Source organism: Sphaerospermopsis sp. LEGE 00249 (assembly GCF_014299995.1).
In the GTDB taxonomy this organism is placed as follows: Bacteria; Cyanobacteriota; Cyanobacteriia; order Cyanobacteriales; family Nostocaceae; genus Sphaerospermopsis; species Sphaerospermopsis kisseleviana.
This window is the reverse complement of sequence record NZ_JACJUZ010000048.1, coordinates 19,201-41,017: the sequence shown is the minus strand read 5'-3', so window position 1 is coordinate 41,017 and position 21,817 is coordinate 19,201. Positions and strand designations below refer to the sequence as shown.

Annotated in this window: 20 protein-coding genes and 1 pseudogene; 15 read left to right on the top strand and 6 right to left on the bottom strand. The window is 34.6% G+C overall.

What is annotated here, in order from left to right; genetic code table 11:
• Positions 1-71: 71 nt before the first annotated feature.
• The 6 genes and pseudogenes from hsdR (at position 72) to H5968_RS16500 (ending at position 6,272) form a co-directional block, all read left to right on the top strand.
• The gene (gene hsdR / locus H5968_RS16525) at positions 72-2,483 is read left to right on the top strand and encodes an EcoAI/FtnUII family type I restriction enzme subunit R (RefSeq protein WP_187040813.1); all 2,412 of its coding nucleotides are present in this window, start codon (positions 72-74) and stop codon (positions 2,481-2,483) included.
• A gap of 59 nt (positions 2,484-2,542) precedes the next feature.
• Positions 2,543-2,839: a prevent-host-death protein gene (locus H5968_RS16520; RefSeq protein ID WP_255427163.1), complete on the top strand. Its 297-nt coding sequence runs from the start codon at positions 2,543-2,545 to the stop codon at positions 2,837-2,839.
• Positions 2,826-3,107, top strand: a complete 282-nt coding sequence (locus H5968_RS16515) for a type II toxin-antitoxin system RelE/ParE family toxin (protein WP_187040812.1) — start codon at positions 2,826-2,828, stop codon at positions 3,105-3,107. Before H5968_RS16520 ends, H5968_RS16515 begins: the two co-directional genes overlap by 14 nt.
• Before the next feature lie 18 nt (positions 3,108-3,125).
• Positions 3,126-3,278: pseudogene (locus H5968_RS16510) on the top strand (type I restriction-modification enzyme R subunit C-terminal domain-containing protein); the annotation flags it as partial.
• A 203-nt stretch (positions 3,279-3,481) separates the two neighbouring features.
• The gene (locus H5968_RS16505) at positions 3,482-4,936 is read left to right on the top strand and encodes a class I SAM-dependent DNA methyltransferase (RefSeq protein WP_187040811.1); all 1,455 of its coding nucleotides are present in this window, start codon (positions 3,482-3,484) and stop codon (positions 4,934-4,936) included.
• A 10-nt stretch (positions 4,937-4,946) separates the two neighbouring features.
• Positions 4,947-6,272 (top strand): restriction endonuclease subunit S, encoded by a 1,326-nt coding sequence (locus H5968_RS16500; protein ID WP_187040810.1) that lies wholly within the window; start codon positions 4,947-4,949, stop codon positions 6,270-6,272.
• 392 nt (positions 6,273-6,664) lie between these two features.
• Here H5968_RS16500 and H5968_RS16495 read toward each other — a convergent pair whose 3' ends face one another.
• A complete protein-coding gene (locus tag H5968_RS16495) occupies positions 6,665-6,892 on the bottom strand; it encodes a hypothetical protein (protein ID WP_222620703.1) in 228 nt (75 codons plus the stop codon).
• Positions 6,893-7,260: 368 nt separating this feature from the next.
• The gene (locus H5968_RS16490) at positions 7,261-7,896 is read right to left on the bottom strand and encodes a phosphoribosylanthranilate isomerase (RefSeq protein WP_187040809.1); all 636 of its coding nucleotides are present in this window, start codon (positions 7,894-7,896) and stop codon (positions 7,261-7,263) included.
• A 149-nt stretch (positions 7,897-8,045) separates the two neighbouring features.
• On the opposite strand from H5968_RS16490, the gene psaK reads away from it, so the two are divergent.
• The 3 genes from psaK to H5968_RS16475 all read left to right on the top strand — a co-directional run bounded on the left by psaK (position 8,046) and on the right by H5968_RS16475 (position 10,449).
• Positions 8,046-8,297 (top strand): photosystem I reaction center subunit PsaK, encoded by a 252-nt coding sequence (psaK, locus tag H5968_RS16485; RefSeq protein WP_096572347.1) that lies wholly within the window; start codon positions 8,046-8,048, stop codon positions 8,295-8,297.
• Positions 8,298-8,972: 675 nt separating this feature from the next.
• Entirely contained in the window at positions 8,973-10,190 is a 1,218-nt protein-coding gene (locus H5968_RS16480) for a site-2 protease family protein (protein WP_187040808.1), read from the top strand.
• 121 nt (positions 10,191-10,311) lie between these two features.
• Complete coding sequence (locus tag H5968_RS16475; protein WP_187040807.1) at positions 10,312-10,449, top strand: hypothetical protein; 138 nt, start codon at positions 10,312-10,314, stop codon at positions 10,447-10,449.
• On the opposite strand, the gene H5968_RS16470 is transcribed toward H5968_RS16475, so the two are convergent.
• From H5968_RS16470 to H5968_RS16455, 4 genes are all read right to left on the bottom strand, one after another.
• A complete protein-coding gene (locus tag H5968_RS16470; protein WP_187040806.1) occupies positions 10,446-11,138 on the bottom strand; it encodes a manganese catalase family protein in 693 nt (230 codons plus the stop codon). The two genes, H5968_RS16475 and H5968_RS16470, sit on opposite strands and share 4 nt — an antisense overlap.
• A 117-nt stretch (positions 11,139-11,255) precedes the next feature.
• Positions 11,256-11,528: a GlsB/YeaQ/YmgE family stress response membrane protein gene (locus H5968_RS16465; RefSeq protein ID WP_187040818.1), complete on the bottom strand. Its 273-nt coding sequence runs from the start codon at positions 11,526-11,528 to the stop codon at positions 11,256-11,258.
• A 286-nt stretch (positions 11,529-11,814) separates the two neighbouring features.
• Positions 11,815-13,197, bottom strand: coding sequence for an oxygen-independent coproporphyrinogen III oxidase (gene hemN / locus H5968_RS16460; protein ID WP_187040817.1), 1,383 nt, complete (start codon positions 13,195-13,197; stop codon positions 11,815-11,817).
• 466 nt (positions 13,198-13,663) lie between these two features.
• Positions 13,664-14,338 (bottom strand): heme oxygenase (biliverdin-producing), encoded by a 675-nt coding sequence (locus tag H5968_RS16455; RefSeq protein ID WP_187040816.1) that lies wholly within the window; start codon positions 14,336-14,338, stop codon positions 13,664-13,666.
• 396 nt (positions 14,339-14,734) lie between these two features.
• Here H5968_RS16455 and H5968_RS16450 point away from each other — a divergent pair, with 396 nt between their 5' ends.
• The 6 genes from H5968_RS16450 (at position 14,735) to recN (ending at position 21,675) form a co-directional block, all read left to right on the top strand.
• Complete coding sequence (locus tag H5968_RS16450) at positions 14,735-14,995, top strand: hypothetical protein (protein ID WP_187040805.1); 261 nt, start codon at positions 14,735-14,737, stop codon at positions 14,993-14,995.
• Position 14,996: 1 nt separating this feature from the next.
• On the top strand, positions 14,997-15,440 hold the full coding sequence (locus H5968_RS16445; RefSeq protein WP_187040804.1) for an HNH endonuclease: 444 nt from the start codon (positions 14,997-14,999) through the stop codon (positions 15,438-15,440).
• Between the two features lie 391 nt (positions 15,441-15,831).
• Complete coding sequence (gene acsF, locus H5968_RS16440) at positions 15,832-16,908, top strand: magnesium-protoporphyrin IX monomethyl ester (oxidative) cyclase (RefSeq protein WP_187040803.1); 1,077 nt, start codon at positions 15,832-15,834, stop codon at positions 16,906-16,908.
• 191 nt (positions 16,909-17,099) lie between these two features.
• Positions 17,100-18,962 carry an alkaline phosphatase family protein gene (locus tag H5968_RS16435; protein ID WP_187040802.1) on the top strand — a complete coding sequence of 621 codons (1,863 nt, stop codon included), beginning with the start codon at positions 17,100-17,102 and terminating at the stop codon, positions 18,960-18,962.
• A 289-nt stretch (positions 18,963-19,251) separates the two neighbouring features.
• Positions 19,252-19,686: a DUF29 domain-containing protein gene (locus H5968_RS16430; protein ID WP_187040801.1), complete on the top strand. Its 435-nt coding sequence runs from the start codon at positions 19,252-19,254 to the stop codon at positions 19,684-19,686.
• Between the two features lie 258 nt (positions 19,687-19,944).
• Positions 19,945-21,675, top strand: coding sequence for a DNA repair protein RecN (gene recN / locus H5968_RS16425; RefSeq protein WP_187040800.1), 1,731 nt, complete (start codon positions 19,945-19,947; stop codon positions 21,673-21,675).
• The last annotated feature ends 142 nt before the right edge of the window (positions 21,676-21,817 follow it).

Below are 21,817 nucleotides of genomic sequence, written 5' to 3'. Positions count from 1 at the left end.
CCAGTCCCCAGTCCCCAGTCACCTGTTATATAATGATATAATAAACCCTAATTATATAAGTGATTGTACAGATGACTGATAAACGAGAACTTTCAGAACAAGATATTTGTACAAAGTATATTTTACCTGCCTTGGTTCGTGCTGGTTGGGATATTACCAAACAAGTGCGAGAACAGGTATATTTTACCGATGGTCGAATTTATGTTAAAGGTAATCAGGCAAAACGGGGAAAAGGAAAAAAAGCTGATTATATTCTTTACTATAAACCGAATATTGCTATTGCTGTAATTGAAGCTAAAAAAAATATTTACCCTGTTGGTGCTGGAATGCAACAAGCTTTAAATTATGCAGAAATATTAGATTTACCTGTAGCTTTTAGTTCCAATGGTGATGGTTTTTTAGAACATGATAGATCGGGTTTTGCTAATTTAATTGAACAAGAATTAAGTCTTGATAATTTCCCCACTCCTGAGCAACTTTGGCAGAAATATAAAAAATATAGAGGAATTGAAACCCCAGAAGCGGAAAAAATAGCTAGTTTTGATTACTTTTTTGATCCTCAAGGTCGTCAACCAAGATATTATCAACAAATTGCTATTAATCGTACAGTAGAAGCAATTGCTAAAGGTCAAAATCGGTTACTTTTAGTCATGGCCACTGGTGCAGGGAAAACTTACACTGCTTTTCAAATTATTTATCGGTTGTGGAAAAATGGTATTAAGCAAAGAGTCTTATTTTTAGCGGATCGTCATGCTTTAATTAGTCAAACAAAACGCGGTGATTTTAGACATTTTAAAGATAAAATGACGGTGATTAAAAACAAAACTATTGATGATGCTTTTGAAATCTATCTAGCATTATATCAAGGTTTGGTTAATTATGATGATGATATTTTGGATGCTTATAAACAATTCAATCCAGAATTTTTTGATTTAATTATAGTTGATGAATGTCATCGGGGTAGTGCTGCTGATGATAGTAAATGGCGAGAAATTTTAGAATATTTTAGTGGTGCTACCCAAATCGGTTTAACTGCAACTCCCAAGGAAACAAAGGAAATTTCTAATACTGAATATTTCGGCGAACCGATTTATACTTATTCGCTGAAACAGGGAATTGATGATGGTTTTCTTGCACCTTATAAAGTGATTCGGGTGGGTTTAAATGTGGATTTAGAAGGTTATCGTCCTGAAATGGGAAAACGAGATAAATCAGGTTATTTTGTGGAAGATAGAATTTATAATCTTAAAGATTTTGATAGACATTTAGTAATTGATGAAAGAACAAAAACCGTTGCTAAAAGGGTGATGGAATATTTAAGGAAAACCGATGTTTATGGAAAGACAATTATTTTCTGTACAGATACAGAACACGCGGAAAGAATGCGTCAAGCTATTATCAATGAAGCGGGTAATTTAGCTTTAAAAAATCATAAATATGTGATGCGTATTACTGGAGAAGATAAGGAAGGAAAACGGGAACTTGATAATTTTATTAATCCCGAAGAACGTTATCCCGTGATTGCAACAACTTCTAAGTTAATGACGACTGGAGTTGATGCACAAACTTGTAAATTAATTGTTCTTGATACTAATATTGAATCCCCTACGGAATTTAAGCAGATTATTGGTAGAGGTACGAGAATCAATGAACAATTTAATAAGCAGTTTTTTACAATCATGGATTTTAGAAATGTTACCGATCAATTTGCTGATCCGAATTTTAATCATCATCCAGTTATGATTAAAGAACTCGGTACAAATCAACCGTTAACTATAGAAGATATTAATGGCAATTTAACGGAAGCTATTATTGATCAAGATACTGGGGAAGTGATTGATTTTAGTGCAAGTGCTGAAAATTTTACTGACAAAAAACCGAAAATTATTCAAGGTGGTAATATTGTTTCTGAGAAACGTGATAAGATTTATATTACAGGGGTTTCTATTGCTGTTCTGAATGAAAGAGTACAATATTTGAATGAAGCAGGAGAGTTAGTTACTAGTAGTTTACGGGATTATACTAAACAAAATGTATTGCAAAAATTTAGCAGTTTAGATGAGTTTTTAACACGCTGGAATGAAGCTGATAAAAAAGCTGCTTTGATTGCTGAATTACGAAATCATGATATTATTGCTGAGGAGTTAGAACAGGAAATTAAGAAAGATTTAGATTTGTTTGATTTAATTTGTTATGTTGCTTGGAATCGTCCACCTTTAACTCGTAAGCAAAGAGCGGAAAATGTGAAAAAACGAGATTATTTTACTAAATATGGTGAAAAAGCCAGGGACGTTTTAAATGCACTTTTGGAAAAATACGCGAATGAGGGAATTGAAAATATTGAGGATTTATCTGTACTGAAATTAGCACCTTTAAAAAAATTTGGTTCTCCTCCAGAAATTGTGAACATTTTTGGTGGTAAGTCTCAATATATTTCTGCTTTACGAGAGTTAACTTCTGAGTTATATAAAATAGCAGCTTGATTAACCTTGATTAACCTTGATTAACATTTGTGTTATAATGGTGTGGAAATGTTTAAACTATGGAAACTATGGAAACTATGGAAACTATGCAAACTTATAATCTTATAGATGCTCCCGATAAACATGGTGAAATTTTTGATCAAGCAGCTATTGAACCAGTATTACTTATTCAAGAATCACAACCTAGTTATGTGATTTTTTCCGCAGAATTATATGAAAAGATGATCAATCGAATACAAGAATTAGAAGATCAAATTTTGCTAGAAAAAGCTAAAACTGCTATTAGTGAATCGGAAATGGTTGGTACGGAGGTTTTTACATCTGCGCTGGAGATTTTAGCTAATGGTGAAACTTGATGGTTTATCAAATGTTTTAGATTTTTTGAACGGATTACAACCTAAAATAGCGGCACAAATAGCAAAAAAGGTTTTATCCTTAAATGTTGAACCTTTACCAAATGATAGTGAACAACTATCTGGTTATCAGGGTTTTTATCGAGTAGATAGTGGTGAATATCGAATTGTTTATAGATATTTTCCAGATCAAGATTTAGTTGAAGTAATTTTAGTAGGTAAACGTAATGATGATGATGTTTATAAAAGATTAAAACGGTTACTAGGATAAATTTCAAAAATATCCAGAATTGAAAATATTGAGGATTTGTCTGTACTGAAATTAGCACCTTTAAAACAATTTGGTTCTCCTTCAGAAATTGTGAAAATTTTTGGTGGTAAGTCTCAATATATTTCTGCTTTACGAGATTTAACTTCTGAGTTATATAAAATAGCAGCTTGATTAGTGATTGAATAAAAGTTGAACGCAGATTAACGCGGATAAACGCGGATAAACGCGGATTTTAATTTTTAAGTTTTAATTTTTAATTTCTCTTACATCCTGTAAATCCTTAAATCCTGGCTATCCTGATTCTGACAAAATGTAACTATTTTATGTTATTCTCTTACATTATACATTTTTATTTACCTTTCCCATAATTCACAATGAAAAATCTCGGCGGTAGTATTAAAAGTTTACGTAATTTCATGCGGAAAGATCCAGGTGTTTCTGGTGATGGACAAAGAATTGAACAGTTAGGTTGGTTACTGTTTCTCAAGATTTTAGATGCAAGTGATCAGGAGTTGGAATTAATTAAAGATGATTTTGTTTCCCCTATTCCTGAACATTTACGCTGGTGTAATTGGGCGGTTTCTGAACAGGGAATGACTAATGGGAAAAAGTCTTTAACAGGTGATGAGTTACGGGATTTTATTGATAAAGAATTATTTCCCACACTGCAAAATTTAGATACTAGCACGGGGAATAAACGCGCAGTAATTATTAAAGAGATTTTTCAAGGTACTAATAATTATATGAAAAATGGGACTATTATCCGTCAGGTGTTAAATAGTCTCAATGAAATTGATTTTGAAAGTTCGGAAGATCGTCATTTGTTCGGTGATATTTATGAAACGATTTTGCGGGAATTACAAACTGCGGGCGCTTATGGGGAATTTTACACACCCCGCGCTTTAACTGAATTGATGACGGAAATGGTTAACCCGATGTTAGGGGAAATTGTTCTCGATCCTGCTTGTGGTACGGGTGGTTTTTTAACTTGTGCAATTAATCATTTACGTCTGCAAGGTGTTGATAATGTGCGCGATTTGCAAACTTTAGAAAAAACGATTAAGGGGATGGAATTTAAACCTTTACCCTTTATGTTAGCGGTGACAAATTTATTTTTACATGAAATTGAAGTTCCGAATATTGAATATACAGATAGTTTAAATCGTGAATATACTTCTATTAATCATAAAGATCGGGTAGATGTGATTTTAGCTAACCCTCCTTTTGGTGCTTCGGTTACTGATGGGGTAGAGGATAATTTTCCTATGAATTATCGCACTACGGAAAGTGCAGATTTGTTTTTATTATTAATGGTTAGGTATTTACATGATGGGGGACGGGCTGGTATTATTTTACCTGATGGTTCGTTAACGGGGGATGGGGTAAAGGCGCGTATTCGTCAGCATTTATTAGAGTCTTGTAATTTGCATACTATTGTCCGTTTACCTAATTCTGTGTTTCAACCTTATGCTTCGGTGGCGACTAATTTGTTGTTTTTTAGTAAGGGTGAACCGACTAAGGAAGTTTGGTATTGGGAACATCAATTACCGGAGGGTGTGAAGGCGTATTCTAAGACGAAACCGATTCATAAAAATGAGTTTAATGATTTAAAGAAATGGTGGGATAAAAGAGAGGAAAATGATCAAGCATGGCGGGTAAGTTTTGAGGAGTTGGAGAAGAATGGTTTTAATTTGGATGTGAAAAATCCCCATGTTCAGGAGGTGGAGAGGGGTTATACTTCGGTGGAGTTGTTGGGGATGTTGCATGATTCTTTAAAGGAAAGTGATATAATTTTGGATTTATTAAAGGAAGGTATTTTTAATGAGTAAATGGCAAAAATTGAAAATTGGTGATCTCCTAATTCGCTCAAAAATACCAATTGACATAGAAGAACACAAAGAATACAAGCGTATAACGATAAGAAGTAAACACCAAGGAGTTTATGTAAGAGATAAGGAAATTGGTAAAAAAATTGGAACAAAAAAACAATTTATCCTCAAGTCTGGACAATTTGTAATGTCTAAAATTGATGCTAGATATGGAGCTTTTGGAATTGCTGGAGATGATGTTGATGGTGCAATAATAACAGGTAATTTTTGGGCTTATGACATTAATCATTCTTTAACAACCGCAGAATGGATCAATCAATATACAAATTCCCCTGCGTTCTATGATCTTTGTGAAAGAGCAAGTAGTGGTATTACTCATAGAAGATATTTAAATGAACAAATTTTTCTTAATCATGAGCTATTTATTCCTTCCCTTGATGAACAATCAGAAATTTTATTGTTAAATAACCATAAATCTCAATTAATCAATAGTTTGAATAATGAATTAAATAACCAAGAAAAATACATCACCCAACTAAAACAAGCGATTTTACAAGAAGCGATATCTGGTAAATTAACAGCAGAATGGCGTAAACAAAACCCGATGCAAAAAGGTAATCCTGATACGGATGCTGTTGCACTTCTGGATAAAATCAAGGCGGAAAAACAACAATTAATTACTGAGGGTAAACTGAAAAAAGAAAAACCTTTACCTCCTATTTCTAGTGATGAAGTTCCCTTTTCTTTACCTGATGGTTGGGTTTGGTGTCGTTTAGTAGACATTGCTGAAGGATTTGAATATGGAACAAGTTCTAAATCACTTAAAATTGGAAAAGTCCCAGTTTTAAGAATGGGAAATTTACAAAATGGAGTTATTGATTTAACAGATTTAGTATATACAGATAATGAAGAAGAAATAGAACAATATAAATTATCCTATGGTGATTTACTTTTTAATAGAACTAACAGCAGAGAATTAGTAGGGAAAACATCTTTATTTCTTTATAATAAAAAAACAATTTATGCAGGTTATTTAGTGCGTTATAGGATGATTGGAAAAATAAATTTTTACTATACTAATTATGTTATGAACTCTCAACTGCATAGAGAATGGTGTAATACAGTAAAGAGTGATGCAATAGGACAATCTAATATTAATGCTACTAAATTAAGAAGTTTTATTTTCCCCCTTCCTCCTCTTGCAGAACAAAAAGCAATAGTAGAAAAAGTAGATTATTTAATGAAACAAATAGAGGAACTAGAAGCACAAATAAAACACCGGAAACAACTAGCGGAAGAACTGATGCAAACAGTGTTAAGGGAAGCGTTTGTCTGAATCAGGATGTCCAGGATTTAAGGATTGACAGGATGTTTAATTTTGTCTGAATCAGGATGTCCAGGATTTAAGGATTGACAGGATAGAATGTAAAATGATTTTGATCATCTCAATTCAGAAGATGATAAACATAATATTATTCAACAATGGATAATTAGTAAATAACATCCCGTACATCCTCAAATCCTGGTTATCCTGATTCAGACAAATAAAATAATAAACATCATATCATTCAACAATGGATAATTAGTAAATAACATCCTGTACATCCTCAAATCCTGTAAATCCTGATTCAGACAAATAAAATAATAAACATCATATAATTCAACAATGGATAATTAGTAATGCACTAACTAAAATATTATTATCTAAGACAAAACGCTTATTTATCATTATTCATCTTCATCATCTAGAATTGCTTGTAATATCTCTGGTGTTAAACCTCTCTTTTCAGCTTTATCAGCAATTTCTTCCATCACTTGACTCAAAGTTTTATTAGCAAAATCAGGTTGAAAGAATAATTTAACTATGAGACTGAGTTTTTGTTGTTTGTTAACTTCTGCTTCTCGATAAGCTTTCGCTACTTCATGCTCAACATTAATAGTAATTGTTTCCATCATTAACTCCTAAGCTAAAAATTAAACACCGTTATCTTTATTTTCGTCCTGATTTTTGTCCTGATTTTTCTATTTTATCACTACCTCAAGATTTGAGCGATCGCCTATTCTCAATATACAACAAATCAAACACAAAAAACAACTAGCATAAAACCTGATGTAATCTATCCTTAAATCCTGGATATCCTGATTATGACAAAATTTGAACGCAGATGAACGCGGATAAACGCGGATTTTTAATTTTTAATTTTTAATTTTTAATTTTTAATTTTTAATTTTTAATTTTTCTTACATCCTGTAAATCCTTAAATCCTGGACATCCTGATTCAGACAAAAAAATCAACATTGAATCACATCCTAAAAATCTTGATTCAAATATCTACGGATTTTAACCTAGCAAATAATAACTCTACTTTATCTAAATCTTTATCTCCTGGTGAACGTTCTACACCACTAGATAAGTCAATTCCATTGGGATGAATTTGATTTAAAGCTGTTAATATATTATCTGGTGTTAGTCCTCCTGCTAAAAACCAAGGACGACTAGGTTTATAAGCTTGTAACATTTCCCAATCTAATGTTTTTCCTGTTCCTCCTAATTGTTGGGGATGGTAAGCATCTAATAGTAAAGTATCTACATAGTCAATATAGTTAGTTGTGGTTTCTAATTGTTGTAAATTTCTCACTCGCAAGGCTTTAATAATTTCTATGTTTGGTAAAATCTGACGTAATTGATCACAAAATTCTGGTGTTTCATCTCCGTGTAACTGTACACCAGTTAAGTTAGATGTTTGTACAGTTTCACTAATTTGTAAAATGCTGCTGTTGGCAAAAACGCCAATTTTATCAAGATGATCTGGTAGTGGTACTACTGCTGCTTGTATCTGTTCTATGGTAACGTAGCGTGGTGAAGTTGGTACACAGATAAAACCTAGTGCGGTTGCACCTAAGTTAGCTATAGCTAAAGACTGCTGTGGTTGAGTAATTCCGCAAATTTTAACTCGCATTTAAGTGTGAGATAAGTGTAATAAATGACGGGGGAAATTAAAAATAATTACAAAAGTACATTAATTTAAAGGAAAAACTTTTGCTTTGTCCTAGCTAATTCTATAATTTTGTAGGTTTGGATTCATTTTTCACCGTAGGAGAATACATCTTGTTATCATCTATTTTATTAGCAGCAGCATCCGTACCCGCTACACCTGAGTGGAGTCCTACAGTTGGTATTATTATCAGTGCTAGTTGTTTGGTGGTACTTTTACTCAGTTTGGCAAGTAAAGCGCCCAAGGTAGGACCCCAAATGCCTTTACTTCCCGTAAGTGTAGCAGGTTTTATTGGTGCAATGGCTTTTGGTCATGTAATTGGTATTGGTATTGTTTTAGGACTGACTAACATCGGTCGTTTATAAGTTTAATTTAATGCTCTTTTACGAGAGAGTAACTTAAAAATTCGGCGGTAGGTAAACATTAACTTACTTACCGCTTTTTTATGTCTGGAGACTAATTGATAATTGATAATTGATAATTGATAATAGGACTTACGCCAGGATCAACCAAATATGAGGTATGGATTTCAGGCTTTTTAACGTGATTTTTTAATGATTTTTGAGCGATAGCGAAGCGCTGCTGCAAGCAGTTCGCTATTGATCGGAAGTTAATCGACAAAAGCCTGAAACGACGGATTTTCGTTCATGCACATCATGGTGAATTTGTACAGTGCGTAAGTCCTAGATAATTGATAATTGATAATTGATAATTGATAATTGATAATTGATAATTAATAACTTCTACCTCCCCTACCCTCACAGGGGTAGGTTTTTAATATTATCTATTAAGGCAGGACTAGGAAGACAAGGAGGGAAAGTAGACAAGGAAGATTTTATCCGCACAATAGTCTTTTTGTTACCAAGAGAATATGATTTTGTACGGTTTTCCCCCCTTGTCCACTGTCCTTCCTTGTCCCCCAAGTCTTGCCCTCACGACAATGTAAAATACCTACCCTTGTCAGCCTCCCCTACCTCTCCTAGTTCCCCTGCCTTCTGCTATGGTGGGAAATATAAGAAATATATAAATAAATTGATGTAATGCAAAAAAATTGGCAAATTGGATCTTTATTTGGCATTCCTCTGTTTTTGGACTCCCTATGGTTTGTAATTGTTGGGTTGGCAACTTTAAATTTTGGGGTTGCTTACCAAGGATGGGGAACTGTCACAGCTTGGAGTGCAGGACTGGTAATGGCACTGCTGTTATTTACTTCTGTGCTGTTGCATGAGTTGGGGCATAGTTTGGTGGCGCAGTCCCAAGGAATTAAAGTTAATTCCATTACGCTGTTTTTCTTTGGTGGTATTGCAGCGATAGAGGAAGAGTCAAAAACTCCAGGTAAAGCTTTTCAAGTGGCGATCGCTGGTCCTGCGGTAAGTATTATCCTGTTTGTGTTGTTAACTCTAGGTTATCAAGTGATTCCTGATACGACATTACTAAATGTTATGGTCAGGGATTTAGCAAGAATTAACTGCGTTGTGGCTTTATTTAACTTGATTCCTGGTTTACCTTTGGATGGGGGACAGGTATTAAAAGCAGCTCTGTGGAAAATTACAGGCGATCGCTTTCAAGCAGTACATTGGGCGGCTAAGTCTGGACAAATTTTAGGTTATTGTGCGATCGCTTGCGGATTTGCTCTAGATTTCTTTACCCAGGAATTGGTAACAGGTTTGTGGATTGTATTATTAGGTTGGTTTGCAATTCGTAACGCTAATACCTATGACAATGTTACCACCCTGCAAGAAACTCTGATTAAACTCCAAGCGGTTGACGCAATGACTCGTGATTTTCGCGTAGTTGACGCAAATAAAACATTACGGGAGTTTGCGGATTTATATCTTTTAGATACATCTTTTCCCCATACATCACACATTGCACATACTTATTTTGCTGCATCGGATGGACGTTATCGGGGTTTAGTGAAAATTGATGATTTGCGGATCACGGAAAGAAGTCAGTGGGAAACTGAAACTTTGCAAACTATTGTTCATCCTCTGAACACAATACCCACTGTCAGCGAATCAACTTCTTTAGCAGACGTTATCAACAAACTAGAAAACGAGCAGCTACCCCAAATCACCGTACTTTCTCCCGCAGGTGCGGTAGCTGGTGTGATTGATAGGGGAGATACTGTCAAGTGTTTAGCACAAAAGTTAAGTTTGCAAATTAGCGAAGGGGAAATAAAGCGGATTAAAGAAGAAGGGACTTTTCCCCCTGGTTTGCAGTTAGGGGTAATAGCAAAGTCAGTAGTTGAGAGGTGAGAGGTGACTGGTGATTGGGGACTGGTGACTAGGTGAGAAAAACTAGGTCTTTATCCTGAATCCTGATTCCTGTACGGGCGAAGTAGGGGCGAAGCATTCGGAAAATAGCCTTTTCATAAAATTGATAATTGGTTGCCCGAATGCTTCGCCCTTACAGGAAAATAGCCTTGGACAAAAATTTATCATTAGTCGCCCGAATGCTTCGCCCCTACGACTCCTGACTCCTGCTCTAAATTACAATTTGCCAACTATTTATTAAGCTCGACGTTCTAAAGGATTAGCGACATAATTAAATGCTGGTTCAGAGTTCCAAGGACCTCGTTGATCTGGCTCAGTTCCATTGGTAGATAAGTTGTAATAAAGAGAAACAGTTTCATCTGGTTGAACATTACCAAACATAGGATCAGTCAACTTACCCAAAGAATCCAAAGCTTTCATAAACATTTGGGTATGCGAAATTTCTCTTGTTAACAAATGCACTAAAGTATTTTTAGTTCCTTTATCTGTTGCCAGTTTAATTAACTCCTCATAAGTTTGCCTAGCGCCAGCTTCTGCGGCAATATTCGCCCGTAAATCGCGGACGACATCACCACCTTCATTCAAGTAATTTGCAGTCCAAGCTTGACCTTGACTATCAAGAAAATGAGGTCCTATTCCGCGAATAGCAAAAAGAGTGCTGTTGTAAACTTCGGTTTGGTCGGTATTTTTTGTATGAGATTCTATGAGTTTACCAACCATTTCTAAATGACCAAATTCTTCAATGGCAATATCTTGGAGCATATCCCGAATACCAGGATTTTCTACATGAAAAGATTGCACCCAATATTGCAAAGCGGCTGTGAGTTCTCCAGTTGCACCGCCAAATTGCTCTAGAAGTAATTGAGCAAAGCGGGGGTTAGGTTCATCAACTTTGACAAAATGAATCGGTTCTTTTTTGTGAAAAAACATACAATACAATTAATTCAAATTTCCAACTTCAAAACCCAAAATCTAAAATCCCGAATCCAAAATCCAAAATCCAAAATCCAAAATCTAAAATCTAAAATCTAAAATCTAAAATTGAATTTATGCTCGGCTACTTCTTTGGAATAGCGTCCATAAATAAATCGCAAGTATCGCGCCAATTATTGACACCAAAAGACCGGGAATACTTAAAGTTGCAGACGCAAATTGTAGAGTACCAGTGCGGAGGAGTGTAAATAAAGTTCCACCGATAAAAGCACCAACAATACCTAAAATTATTGTTGAGACAATGCCACCGCCTTGATGACCAGGATAAACAGCTTTGGCAAGCGCACCAGCTAATAGTCCTAAAATTATCCAAGCAATAATATTAATCATTGCCGATTACCTCTATAGTTTATACTGTATCAAATTTATTAGTATTGAAAGATAATTTTTTCTACCTGATGATATATTTATTTAAATCAAAAGTTGTAGATAAAGGATTCAAGCTATCATAATTGTTAATTCCTGTTAATTCCTGTTAATTCCATAAACATAAAAATATACCCCAATTATTAGATAATTAGGGTATTTAACCAATCACCAATCACCAATCACCAATTACCAATTACCAATTACCAATTACCAATTACCAATCACCAATCACTAATTACCATACTCAAATAGCACGAGAGAATTTTGTTTCTTTAATTCTGCTATGAGTATCAAAGTTAACGGCGATATTTCTCACTAATAATCTACCAGTATCGGTAATTTGGATTTCGTCGGCTAATAAATTGACCAGTCCATCATCTTCCAGAGGTTTTAATTCTTCTAGTTCCTGGGCAAAATATCCATCAAAATTGATGTGATATTTCTTTTCAATGTCTGATTTATGTAACTGGAAGTGAGACATAATAGACATAATTACATCCCGTCTGATGATATCATCTTGGGTTAATTTAATGCCTTTACTGGTGGGAAGAATACCTGCTGTTACAGCTTGATAATAGTCCTTTAAACCTTTATGGTTTTGAGCATAGGCATCTTCTAACATACTAATAGATGTAGAACCAAAACCAAAAAGTTCGGTTTCTGCGTGAGTTGTATAACCTTGGAAGTTGCGTTTGAGAGTACCATTTTGTTGAGCGATCGCTAATTCATTATTAGTTTTCGCAAAATGATCCATACCGATAAACAAATACTCGTTATTTGTTAATTCTTCAATGGTCATTTTCAGGATATCTAACTTTTCCTGAGCGCCGGGTAATGTAGCCGGATCAATTCTTTTTTGTACAGGTTTCATCCAAGGTACATAGGCAAAATTAAACACCACAACTCGATCAGGATCTAGAGCAATTGTCTTTGTGACAGTTTCTCTAAAAGTATGTAGATTTTGGTAGGGTAAACCATAAATTAAATCTACATTTACACTAGCGAAATTAGCCTCTCTAATCCAATCCATTGCCTCAAACAGCATTTTTTCTGGTTGGATACGGTTAACGGCTTTTTGTACTTCTGGGTTAAAGTCTTGGATACCAAAACTAATGCGATTAAAGCCAATATTTCTGAGAAATAGAATATATTCTCTACTGATATAACGGGGGTTAATTTCAATAGAAACTTCTGCATTTTCATCAATAGTGAAATAACGATTAATCTTATCCCACAAAAATTCAACTTGCTGCATTTCCAAATAATTTGGTGTTCCACCACCCCAGTGAATTTGCAAAACTTTGCGGTTGGTATCTATTAATTCGCTGGTATTTTGGATTTCCTGCGCTAAATTTTGTAGATAAGGTTTGGCAATATTCTTATTGCCAGAAATCACCGTATTACAGCCACAGAAATAACAAGCACTCTGGCAAAAAGGAATGTGGAAATATAAAGATAGGGGCGTTTGACGTTGATTAGAATTAATGATGGCTCTTTCAAAGTCTTGGGCGGTAAATGTTTCAGTTAATTCTGTAGCGGGTGGGTAGCTAGTGTATCTGGGTGCGCGGGTGTCATACTTTTTGATCAGGTCCAAATCGAATTTGACACCAGGTAATAGAAAGACCATCAAAACCTCCGAGTTACTGTTAATTGAATGCCTAGTAGTTGCACTAAGTTTGAATTGGGTTTGAATTGGGTTTGAGTTGGGTTTGAGTTGGGTGGGAATTTGTAGATTGGCAATAGGTTGATATTTATCTTTTGTTACCAATTGCCAAAACATTTGTATGTTTAGCTTCAAATAATGAAACTAAAGTGAAACTAAATAGCTAGGACTTACTGCAAGAAACCCGGTTTTGATTTACAGCAGTTTTCATGTCTTTAACCTAAATCAAAATGTGGTTTATTTACCTGAAAATAGCTGTAAAATACGATCTGCTTTTGTGGGGTATATTCACGACTACACAAACTTGTTTGGTGGTGAATACTATTGTTGGCAATAAACCGCAAAGTACGCAAAGTACGCAAAGTACGCGAAGTAAGAAGAGTAGGAGAGGGTTTTTGTTAGTTTACAGGTAATTTACAGAGTGAAAATATCAAACTAGGTCGTTATATGTAGCTCGACCTAATGCTTGCATTAAAATTGGTTCTAACTCTTTAATTATCTCCATATTTAAGTAGAAAGCATGGTTAGCTTCTGCTACAATTTTATCAGCCATCACATCATCAACAGGCACATTATCCAATGCTTGCCGATACTTATTTTTGAATGCCTGTTTATCGGGAATTTGGGCAAAGTTATAAAACTCAGTTCCTTCATAACCAGACAATTTCAAAGCTGACTGAGCCACTTTTTGTAGCATTTGTCCACCGGAAAGATCACCCATATAACGAGTATAGGCATGACCTAATAATAAAGCAGGTTCATGGGTAGAAAGTTGGTGAATACGCGCCAGGTATTTTTGAGTTGCTGTGGATGGTGTAATGAAATTCCGCCAGAGATTACCATGATAAAATAACATATCTTGTTCTAGAGATGCTTGGCGATTTAGTTCGGGAAAATACATTACACTAATTACAGGATGTTGTTTATGCTTCTCAATTGCTGTTTCTAGTTCACTGTAAACAAAATACAGATTACTCAAAAATTTACTAAAGCATTCTCTGTCTACAACTCCTTGAACAAAACATTTCATAAAACCGACATTTTCTGCATCTGTATGAGCTTGTTGAGTACCAGAACGCAGTTTGATGGCTAAATTATTACTCATTGTTGCTTCCTTCATTTTCAAGCGCCAAATTTGCTCAATAGTCATCGACTCGTTTACCAGTTCACAGTCGATGTCAACAGGAAAAAATGACTATTCTGGGTTTATGGGGTGATCCACTAATCTATCCAGCAAATACCACTGCTGCTAAAGATCAGGGTTATTTTTACTCTTACAAAATATTTAACTATCAATCTTCTTATTAATATAAAGATATTCATATTTCTTTAGACTTTTAAATATAACGAGATTCAGGATTTGATGATATTTTATATTTTATTGAGTAAAATTACTCTATTTTTTGTATTGACAAATAAATTTACTGGGATTTAAAATAATTACTGAATTTTATGTATATACTTGTAAATAACAGTTAAAATAATAAAAAAGAATACAACTATGAGTACATCTGTCAAAATCATTACAGTCTACGACGAATTTATAGATTTTCTCGCTGCTGGTACTACTCCCGAAAGTCTAATTAATTTCCACCTTTCAGAAACAGCACAAAACCGTTTAGAAGATTTAATTGACAAAGCGAAAAATAATCAACTCACCAAAGAAGAAAAACGGGAGTTAGATATTTTTTTGAATCTAGAACACATTATTACTTTAGCTAAAGCTAAGGCTTATAAATATATCAATACAGAGGATAAATAAAATGTCTCGTCCTTACATTAATTTAGAAACAAGACGGTTAGTTGTGGAACGTGCTGGAAATATCTGTGAATACTGTCTTATTTCAGCAGTAGATAGATCATCTGGTTGTCAAGTTGACCATATTATTAGTGTTAAACACGGTGGAACAAGTACAGAGGATAATCTTTGTTATGCGTGTGTTTTTTGTAATTTGCAAAAAGGTACAGATTTAGGTTCAATTAATTGGCGAAATGGTGAACTGGTGAGATTTTTTAATCCCCGTCGAGACTTTTGGGGTGATCATTTTCGACTTGAGGAAGCTGTGATTCAACCATTAACAGATATTGGTGAAGTAACAGCACGTATTTTAGATTTTAACAATGATGATCGGATTCAAGAAAGACAGTTTTTAATAGAAGTTGGTAAGTATCCATCACTAGCCGCAAAAGCAAAAATGAGTAATTAGGGTTTGCTGAATAAACCTAAAACCTTGATATATTAAAGGTTAGAGGCTGATAAACACAGAAATTAGTGCAAGGGTTTTGAAGGGTATACCGGAAAAAGTGTGCATTTTTTGGGATTTCAAGAGATGGCAAAGAAATTTTCAAATCTCCTCCTGACTCCTGACTCCTGACTCCTGACTCCTGACTCCTGACTCCTGACTCCTATGCCCTCACGGAAAGACTTTCTCAGCAACCCCTAATTAAATATAGAAAAAATGCCATAAAAATTTTCTGTAATTGCTAAATTATCTCAGATGATTTTGTACAAATTACTTTCAATAATTTAACTGATGACTACTCATTACTATTTATGTTTAGATAATTCTACAAGGATAAAATAGCAAAAGGAGTATCATGGTTAAGTCTTTGGAAACTCCCCCAGTTGAGTTGTTGAAACCAGGTGTCAAAGCACCTGTTCAAGAAACATTATTAACACCCCGATTTTATACCACAGATTTTGATGCTGTGGCGAAAATGGATATTTCCGGTTATGAAGAAGAAATCAGGGCTGTAGTTGATGAACTCAAGGCAGATTATAACCGTCATCATTTTATCAGAGATGATGAATTTAAACAGTCTTGGGATCACATTCAGGGAGAAAAAAGACTTGCCTTTATTGACTTTTTAGAAAGGTCTTGTACTTCGGAATTTTCCGGTTTTTTACTGTTTAAAGAATTATCTCGTCGTATCAAAAACAGTAACCCTTTACTCTCTGAAGCATTTGAATATTTAGCACGGGATGAAGCCCGTCATGCGGGTTTTTTAAACAAGTCAATGGCGGATTTTAATTTATCCCTTGACTTGAGTTACATGACTAAAAAACGGACTTATACTTTCTTCCCTCCAGAATGGGTAATTTATACAGTTTACCTATCGGAGAAAATTGGTTATTGGCGTTATATTTTAGTATTTCGCCACATGGCACAAAATCCAGAATTTCAATTTTATCCTTTATTTAGGAAGTTTGAAAGCTGGTGTCAGGATGAGAATAGACATGGTGACTTTTTCAAGGCTTTGTTACGTTCTCAACCTCATTTATGGAATAATTGGAAAGCACGTTTATGGGTGCGTTTTTTCCTCTTAACAGTGTTTGTCACCCATACTATGACAGTTTTTGAACGGGCGAATTTTTATGAAATTTTAGGAATTCATCCCCGTAAATACAATAGTCAAGTGATCACAGAAACCAACAAAACCGCAGCTAGGGCTTTTCCTGTGATTCTCAATACAAATCATCCCTATTTCTTCTGGAATTTGGAACAATGTGCGATCAATAATCAGAAATTGATTGATCTCAAAAACAGTAACAAATCTGTAATTGAGAAGTTCTTCCAAAAAATTCCTTTGGTGATGAATATTGTGTGGTATATGTTGAAGCTTTACCTCGTTAAACCTATCAATACAGAAAAGACTCGCCAAACTGTTTGTTAATTTTTTAAACTTGTGATTTGCGGTTTTTTCTTATTATTAATTTTTAATCTTGCGTAATTCCTCAGATCCTCAACTTCTTAAAGAAGTCGGGGATCTTAATATTATTTAATCTTATGATTCTTTACAGAAATTTAAGTATTATTTGATGCTATAAGTTGTAAAATCTTCATGTCCTAAAAATCACTAAGATAATGAGGATTTTTACACAAGGTGATCGTTGGGTTATTTTATTAGTTTGTTTAATTGCTGTTTTTATTGGTTTTCAAGTATTTGCTAAACCACCTCAACCACACAATGCGGTTATTTTTGTGACTGATGGTTTACGTCCTATGACTGTAAATGCTACGGACACACCCACTTTACAGTCAATTAAAGAACAGGGTGTGAATTTTGTTAACTCTCATTCTCTATTTCCTACTTTTACCACAGCTAATGCTTCTGTGATTGCTACAGGTCATTATTTAGGTGATACAGGAGATTTTAGCAATAATATTAAAGTTAATGTACCAGTTAAAAGCGCGAAAAATACCATAGTTCCATTTTTAGAAAATGACGCAGTTCTCAGAGAAGTTAACCAACAATTTGGTAATAATTTCTTAAATGAAATTAGTCTTTTAGCGATAGCGAAAAATTCAGGTTTTAGCACTGCTGCGGTAGGTAAATTAGGTCCTGTTTTAATTCAAGATATCACTCAAGAAACGGGTAAACCGACAATTATTATTGATGACGCTACTGGTACATCAACAGGAATACCTCTGAGTGAGGAAATTAGCAAATTATTAACCCAAAATTCCCTACCTTTAATTACACCACCACGGGGTGAAAATGGTAAAGCTGGTGATAGTCAAAATCCCGGTGCAAAAGTTGCCAATATTAAACAACAGCAATATTTTGTAGATGCGACAACTAAGGTGATTTTACCTCTATTTAAACAACGAAAAAAACCTTTTGTTTTGGTTTATTGGTCACGTGATCCAGATGGAACACAACACAATCACGGTGATAGTTTAAATCAACTTGTTCCTGGTATCAATGGTTCTACTGTTCAAGCTGCAAAACGCAATGTAGATAATAATTTAGCGCAGATTATCGCTACTTTAAAAAAATTAGATTTGGCAAAAAACACAAATATATTTGTGACTGCGGATCATGGTTTTTCTACCATTAGTAAAGAAAGTAAAACTAGTTATGCAGCAAGTCTCAGTTATGAAAATGTCCCTGCTGGTTTTTTACCTCCTGGGTTTTTAGGAATTGATTTAGCACATGATTTAGCACATGATTTAGAACTTGCTTTATTTAACCCAGATCAGGAAAATTCAATAGTTGAACCGACACAAGGACAATTTTCTACTAATACTACTAATAGTATTTTAGGTAAAGATTCGCAAAATCCAGAGATAGTTATTGCTGGGAATGGTGGTTCTGATTTAATTTATTTACCTGATTTACCAAACAATGAAAATCAAAAATATTACGCCCAAAAAATTGTTAATTCTCTCCTCAAACAAGATTATGTAAGTGGTTTGTTTGTCAATGATACTTTAGGAAAAATCCCCGGTACATTACCTTTAAGTGCAATCAAATTACAAGGAAAATCACGCACTCCTACACCTTCAATAGTTGTTAATTTCCGTTCTTTTGATACGGGTTGTGGTGTACCCACAGCTTGCGGTGTGGTTGTAGCTGATACTACTTTACAACAAGGACAGGGAATGCACGGAAGTTTTAGCCGTGCGGATACTTTTAATAACATGACTGCCATCGGACCAGACTTTAAAACGCAATATGTAGATGAAGCACCAGTGAGTAATGCAGATGTGGCTGTAACTCTGGCAAAAGTGTTAAATTTAAAAGTGCCTAGTCAGGGTAAGCTGGTGGGAAGGGTGTTAAATGAAGCTTTACGTGGTGGTGTAAATCAGGTAAATTTTAAATCTCATGTTTTAGAATCTGCACCAGCAGAAAATGGCTTAAAGACGGTGTTAAAATATCAGACTGTGGGTGATACTCGTTACTTTGATGTTGCGGGTTTTCTGGGTAGGACTTTGGGTTTGTAGTTATCAGAATCAGGATTTATCAATTGATAATTGATAATTGATAATTGATAATTGTTTAATTATAGGTTTAAAACCTCCCCTTTTAAGGTAAAAAGCCAGAAATTATGCTTTTTCAAGCTTCTGACTTTAAGGAAGAGGTAATTGTCAATTTTTCATTGTTAATTATCCATTATTGAAGGCATCAGGTTATAATTGATTTTATGGAATGTTAATTTGATCCTGTTTATCTGATAATCCTGTAAATCCTAGATTTGACACACAAAATTCCTGTATCATCAAAATCAACACTATGACTAAATTATCAGTGCAAAATCTTTATCAAACGGACTTTGCTTTGTGGGTTGAAAACACAATCAGCAAATTAAAATCTCAAGATTATATTCATGTAGACTGGGAAAATTTAATTGAGGAGATAGAAGCTTTGGGGGGAAGAGATAGAAGAGAATTAGAAAGTAGATTAACTACTTTATTTGAACATTTACTCAAAAGACGCTATGTAAATTTGCCTGAATGCTATCGTGGTTGGGATGTCACTATTAGTCGTACCCAACAGGAACTAAAACGGATTTTTAGAGATTCTCCCAGCTTGCGTAATTATTATTTAACAGTGGTTGATGAATGTTATCAAGATGCAGTGAAAAACATGAATAAGGAATATGATCATCAATTCCCGGAAGATTGTCCTTTTCCAACAGATATAGATGGTTTATTAACTATTAACTAAAATTTCATTTATCAGTATGATTAGAGGATAAAGATTAGGTAAAGTTTAAATCATTTTAAATCATTTTAAATTATTTAAAATCATTTTAAATTATTTTTATCCTTTAATCCTGTAAATCCTATTCAGCTTAACTTAGTAACATTAGTTACTTCACTTACTACTCAAAGCATCACCATCTATACATTACCGACTGGATCGGGATAAAATTAAGAAGTATTCTAAAAATCCGGCATTTACCTTCACGGAGATTGTGGCCTGATGTTGCTGTGTCTCAGAATTGAAAATTTTGCCCTCATTGACCAGTTAGAACTAGAATTTGGTGCTGGTTTGAATGTTTTAACCGGTGAAACCGGCGCGGGAAAGTCAATCATTTTAGATGCGATTGATGCGATTTTAGGTGGTAAAATTTCTAGTCGTGTGATTCGCACTGGAACAAGTCGCGCTTTAGTAGAAGGGACTTTTAGTATTAATGCAATTTTATCGGCTTGGTTAAGTGAACAAGAAATTGATTTAATTGATGATAATTCAATAATTATTAGTCGAGAAATTACCGCAAATAACAATAATATCCGCAGTCGATCACGGGTAAATGGGGTGTTGGTAAATCGGCAAATGATGGGAAATTTGCGCGATCGCCTAGTAGAAATTACTGCCCAAGGTCAAACTGTACAAGTGGGACAATCTGCACAGGTGCGAGATTGGTTAGATTTATATGGTGGTGATAATTTAATTCAAAAACGTCAACAGGTTTCTGTTGCTTATAGTGCCTATCAACAAACATACCAAACTTTAGAAAAACGCCGCACTTCGGAAAGAGAACGCTTACAACAACTCGATTTACTGACCTATCAAGTTCAGGAATTAAGTGCAGCAAATCTTGATGATCCGCAGGAAATGGAATTATTAACCCAGGAAAGAGAGAGGTTAAATCATGTTGTTGATTTGCAACAAATGAGTTATAAAATTTATCAATCTTTATATCAAAATGATGCCGAATCTCCCACTGCTGCTGATTTATTAGGTGATAGTGAAACTATATTAAATCATATTGTTGAATTTGATTCCCAACTGCAACCGATTTTAGAATTAGTGCGGGATGCAGTCGCTACCGTGATGGAAGTGGGTAGACAAATTAGCATTTATGGCGAAAGTTTAGAAGCTGATCCGCAAAGATTAGAAGAAGTAGAAGAACGCATCCGAGAATTAAAACAAATTTGTCGAAAATATGGACCAACTCTCACAGAAGCTATTGAATATTATCAACGCATTCAAATAGAATTAGCTGAACTTAATAACCAAGAACAATCTATAGAAAGTTTAGAACAACAAGAACAAGTTGGTTTACAATATCTTAACCAAATCAGTCAACAATTAACCCAACTACGTCGGCAAACTGCGGCTAATTTAGCATCTCATTTATTAGCTGAACTCAAACCTTTAGCAATGGAAAAGGTCAAATTTCAAGTGGAAATTACACCAACTTCTCCCACTGCTATGGGTGCAGATAAAATCACTTTTATGTTTAGTCCTAACCCTGGTGAACCCATCCAACCGTTAACAGAAATTGCTTCTGGTGGGGAAATGAGCCGATTTTTACTAGCTTTAAAAGCTTGTTTTAATCAACAAGATGGGGCGGAAACAATGATATTTGATGAAATTGATGTGGGTGTATCTGGTAGAGTTGCCCAAGCTATTGCGGAAAAATTACATCAATTAAGTCAAAATCAACAAGTTTTATGTGTGACTCATCAACCTTTAGTTGCGGCAATGGCAGATCGTCATTTTCGAGTTGATAAACAAGTAATTAATAAAAATGGTAACACTGAACAAAGGACAGTTGTCAGAGTTACCAGTTTAGATAATTTAAACACCCGTCGGGATGAATTAGCACAATTAGCGGGTGGAAAATCTGCAAATCAGGCGATCGCTTTTGCTGAATCTTTGTTATTGCAAGCTGCTAACCATCGTCAAAATCAGGGTGAAGAATAAATAAGAAAATCATCCTAAATGTGTAAATTTATTTTTATCTAACGGCAGAAAATTATACTAGGTTTAATATGATTGAACCGCAAAGGGCGCAAAGGACACAAAGGTAAGAGAGTTTAAGAGATTTTTTAGTGTGGCTGTGTTT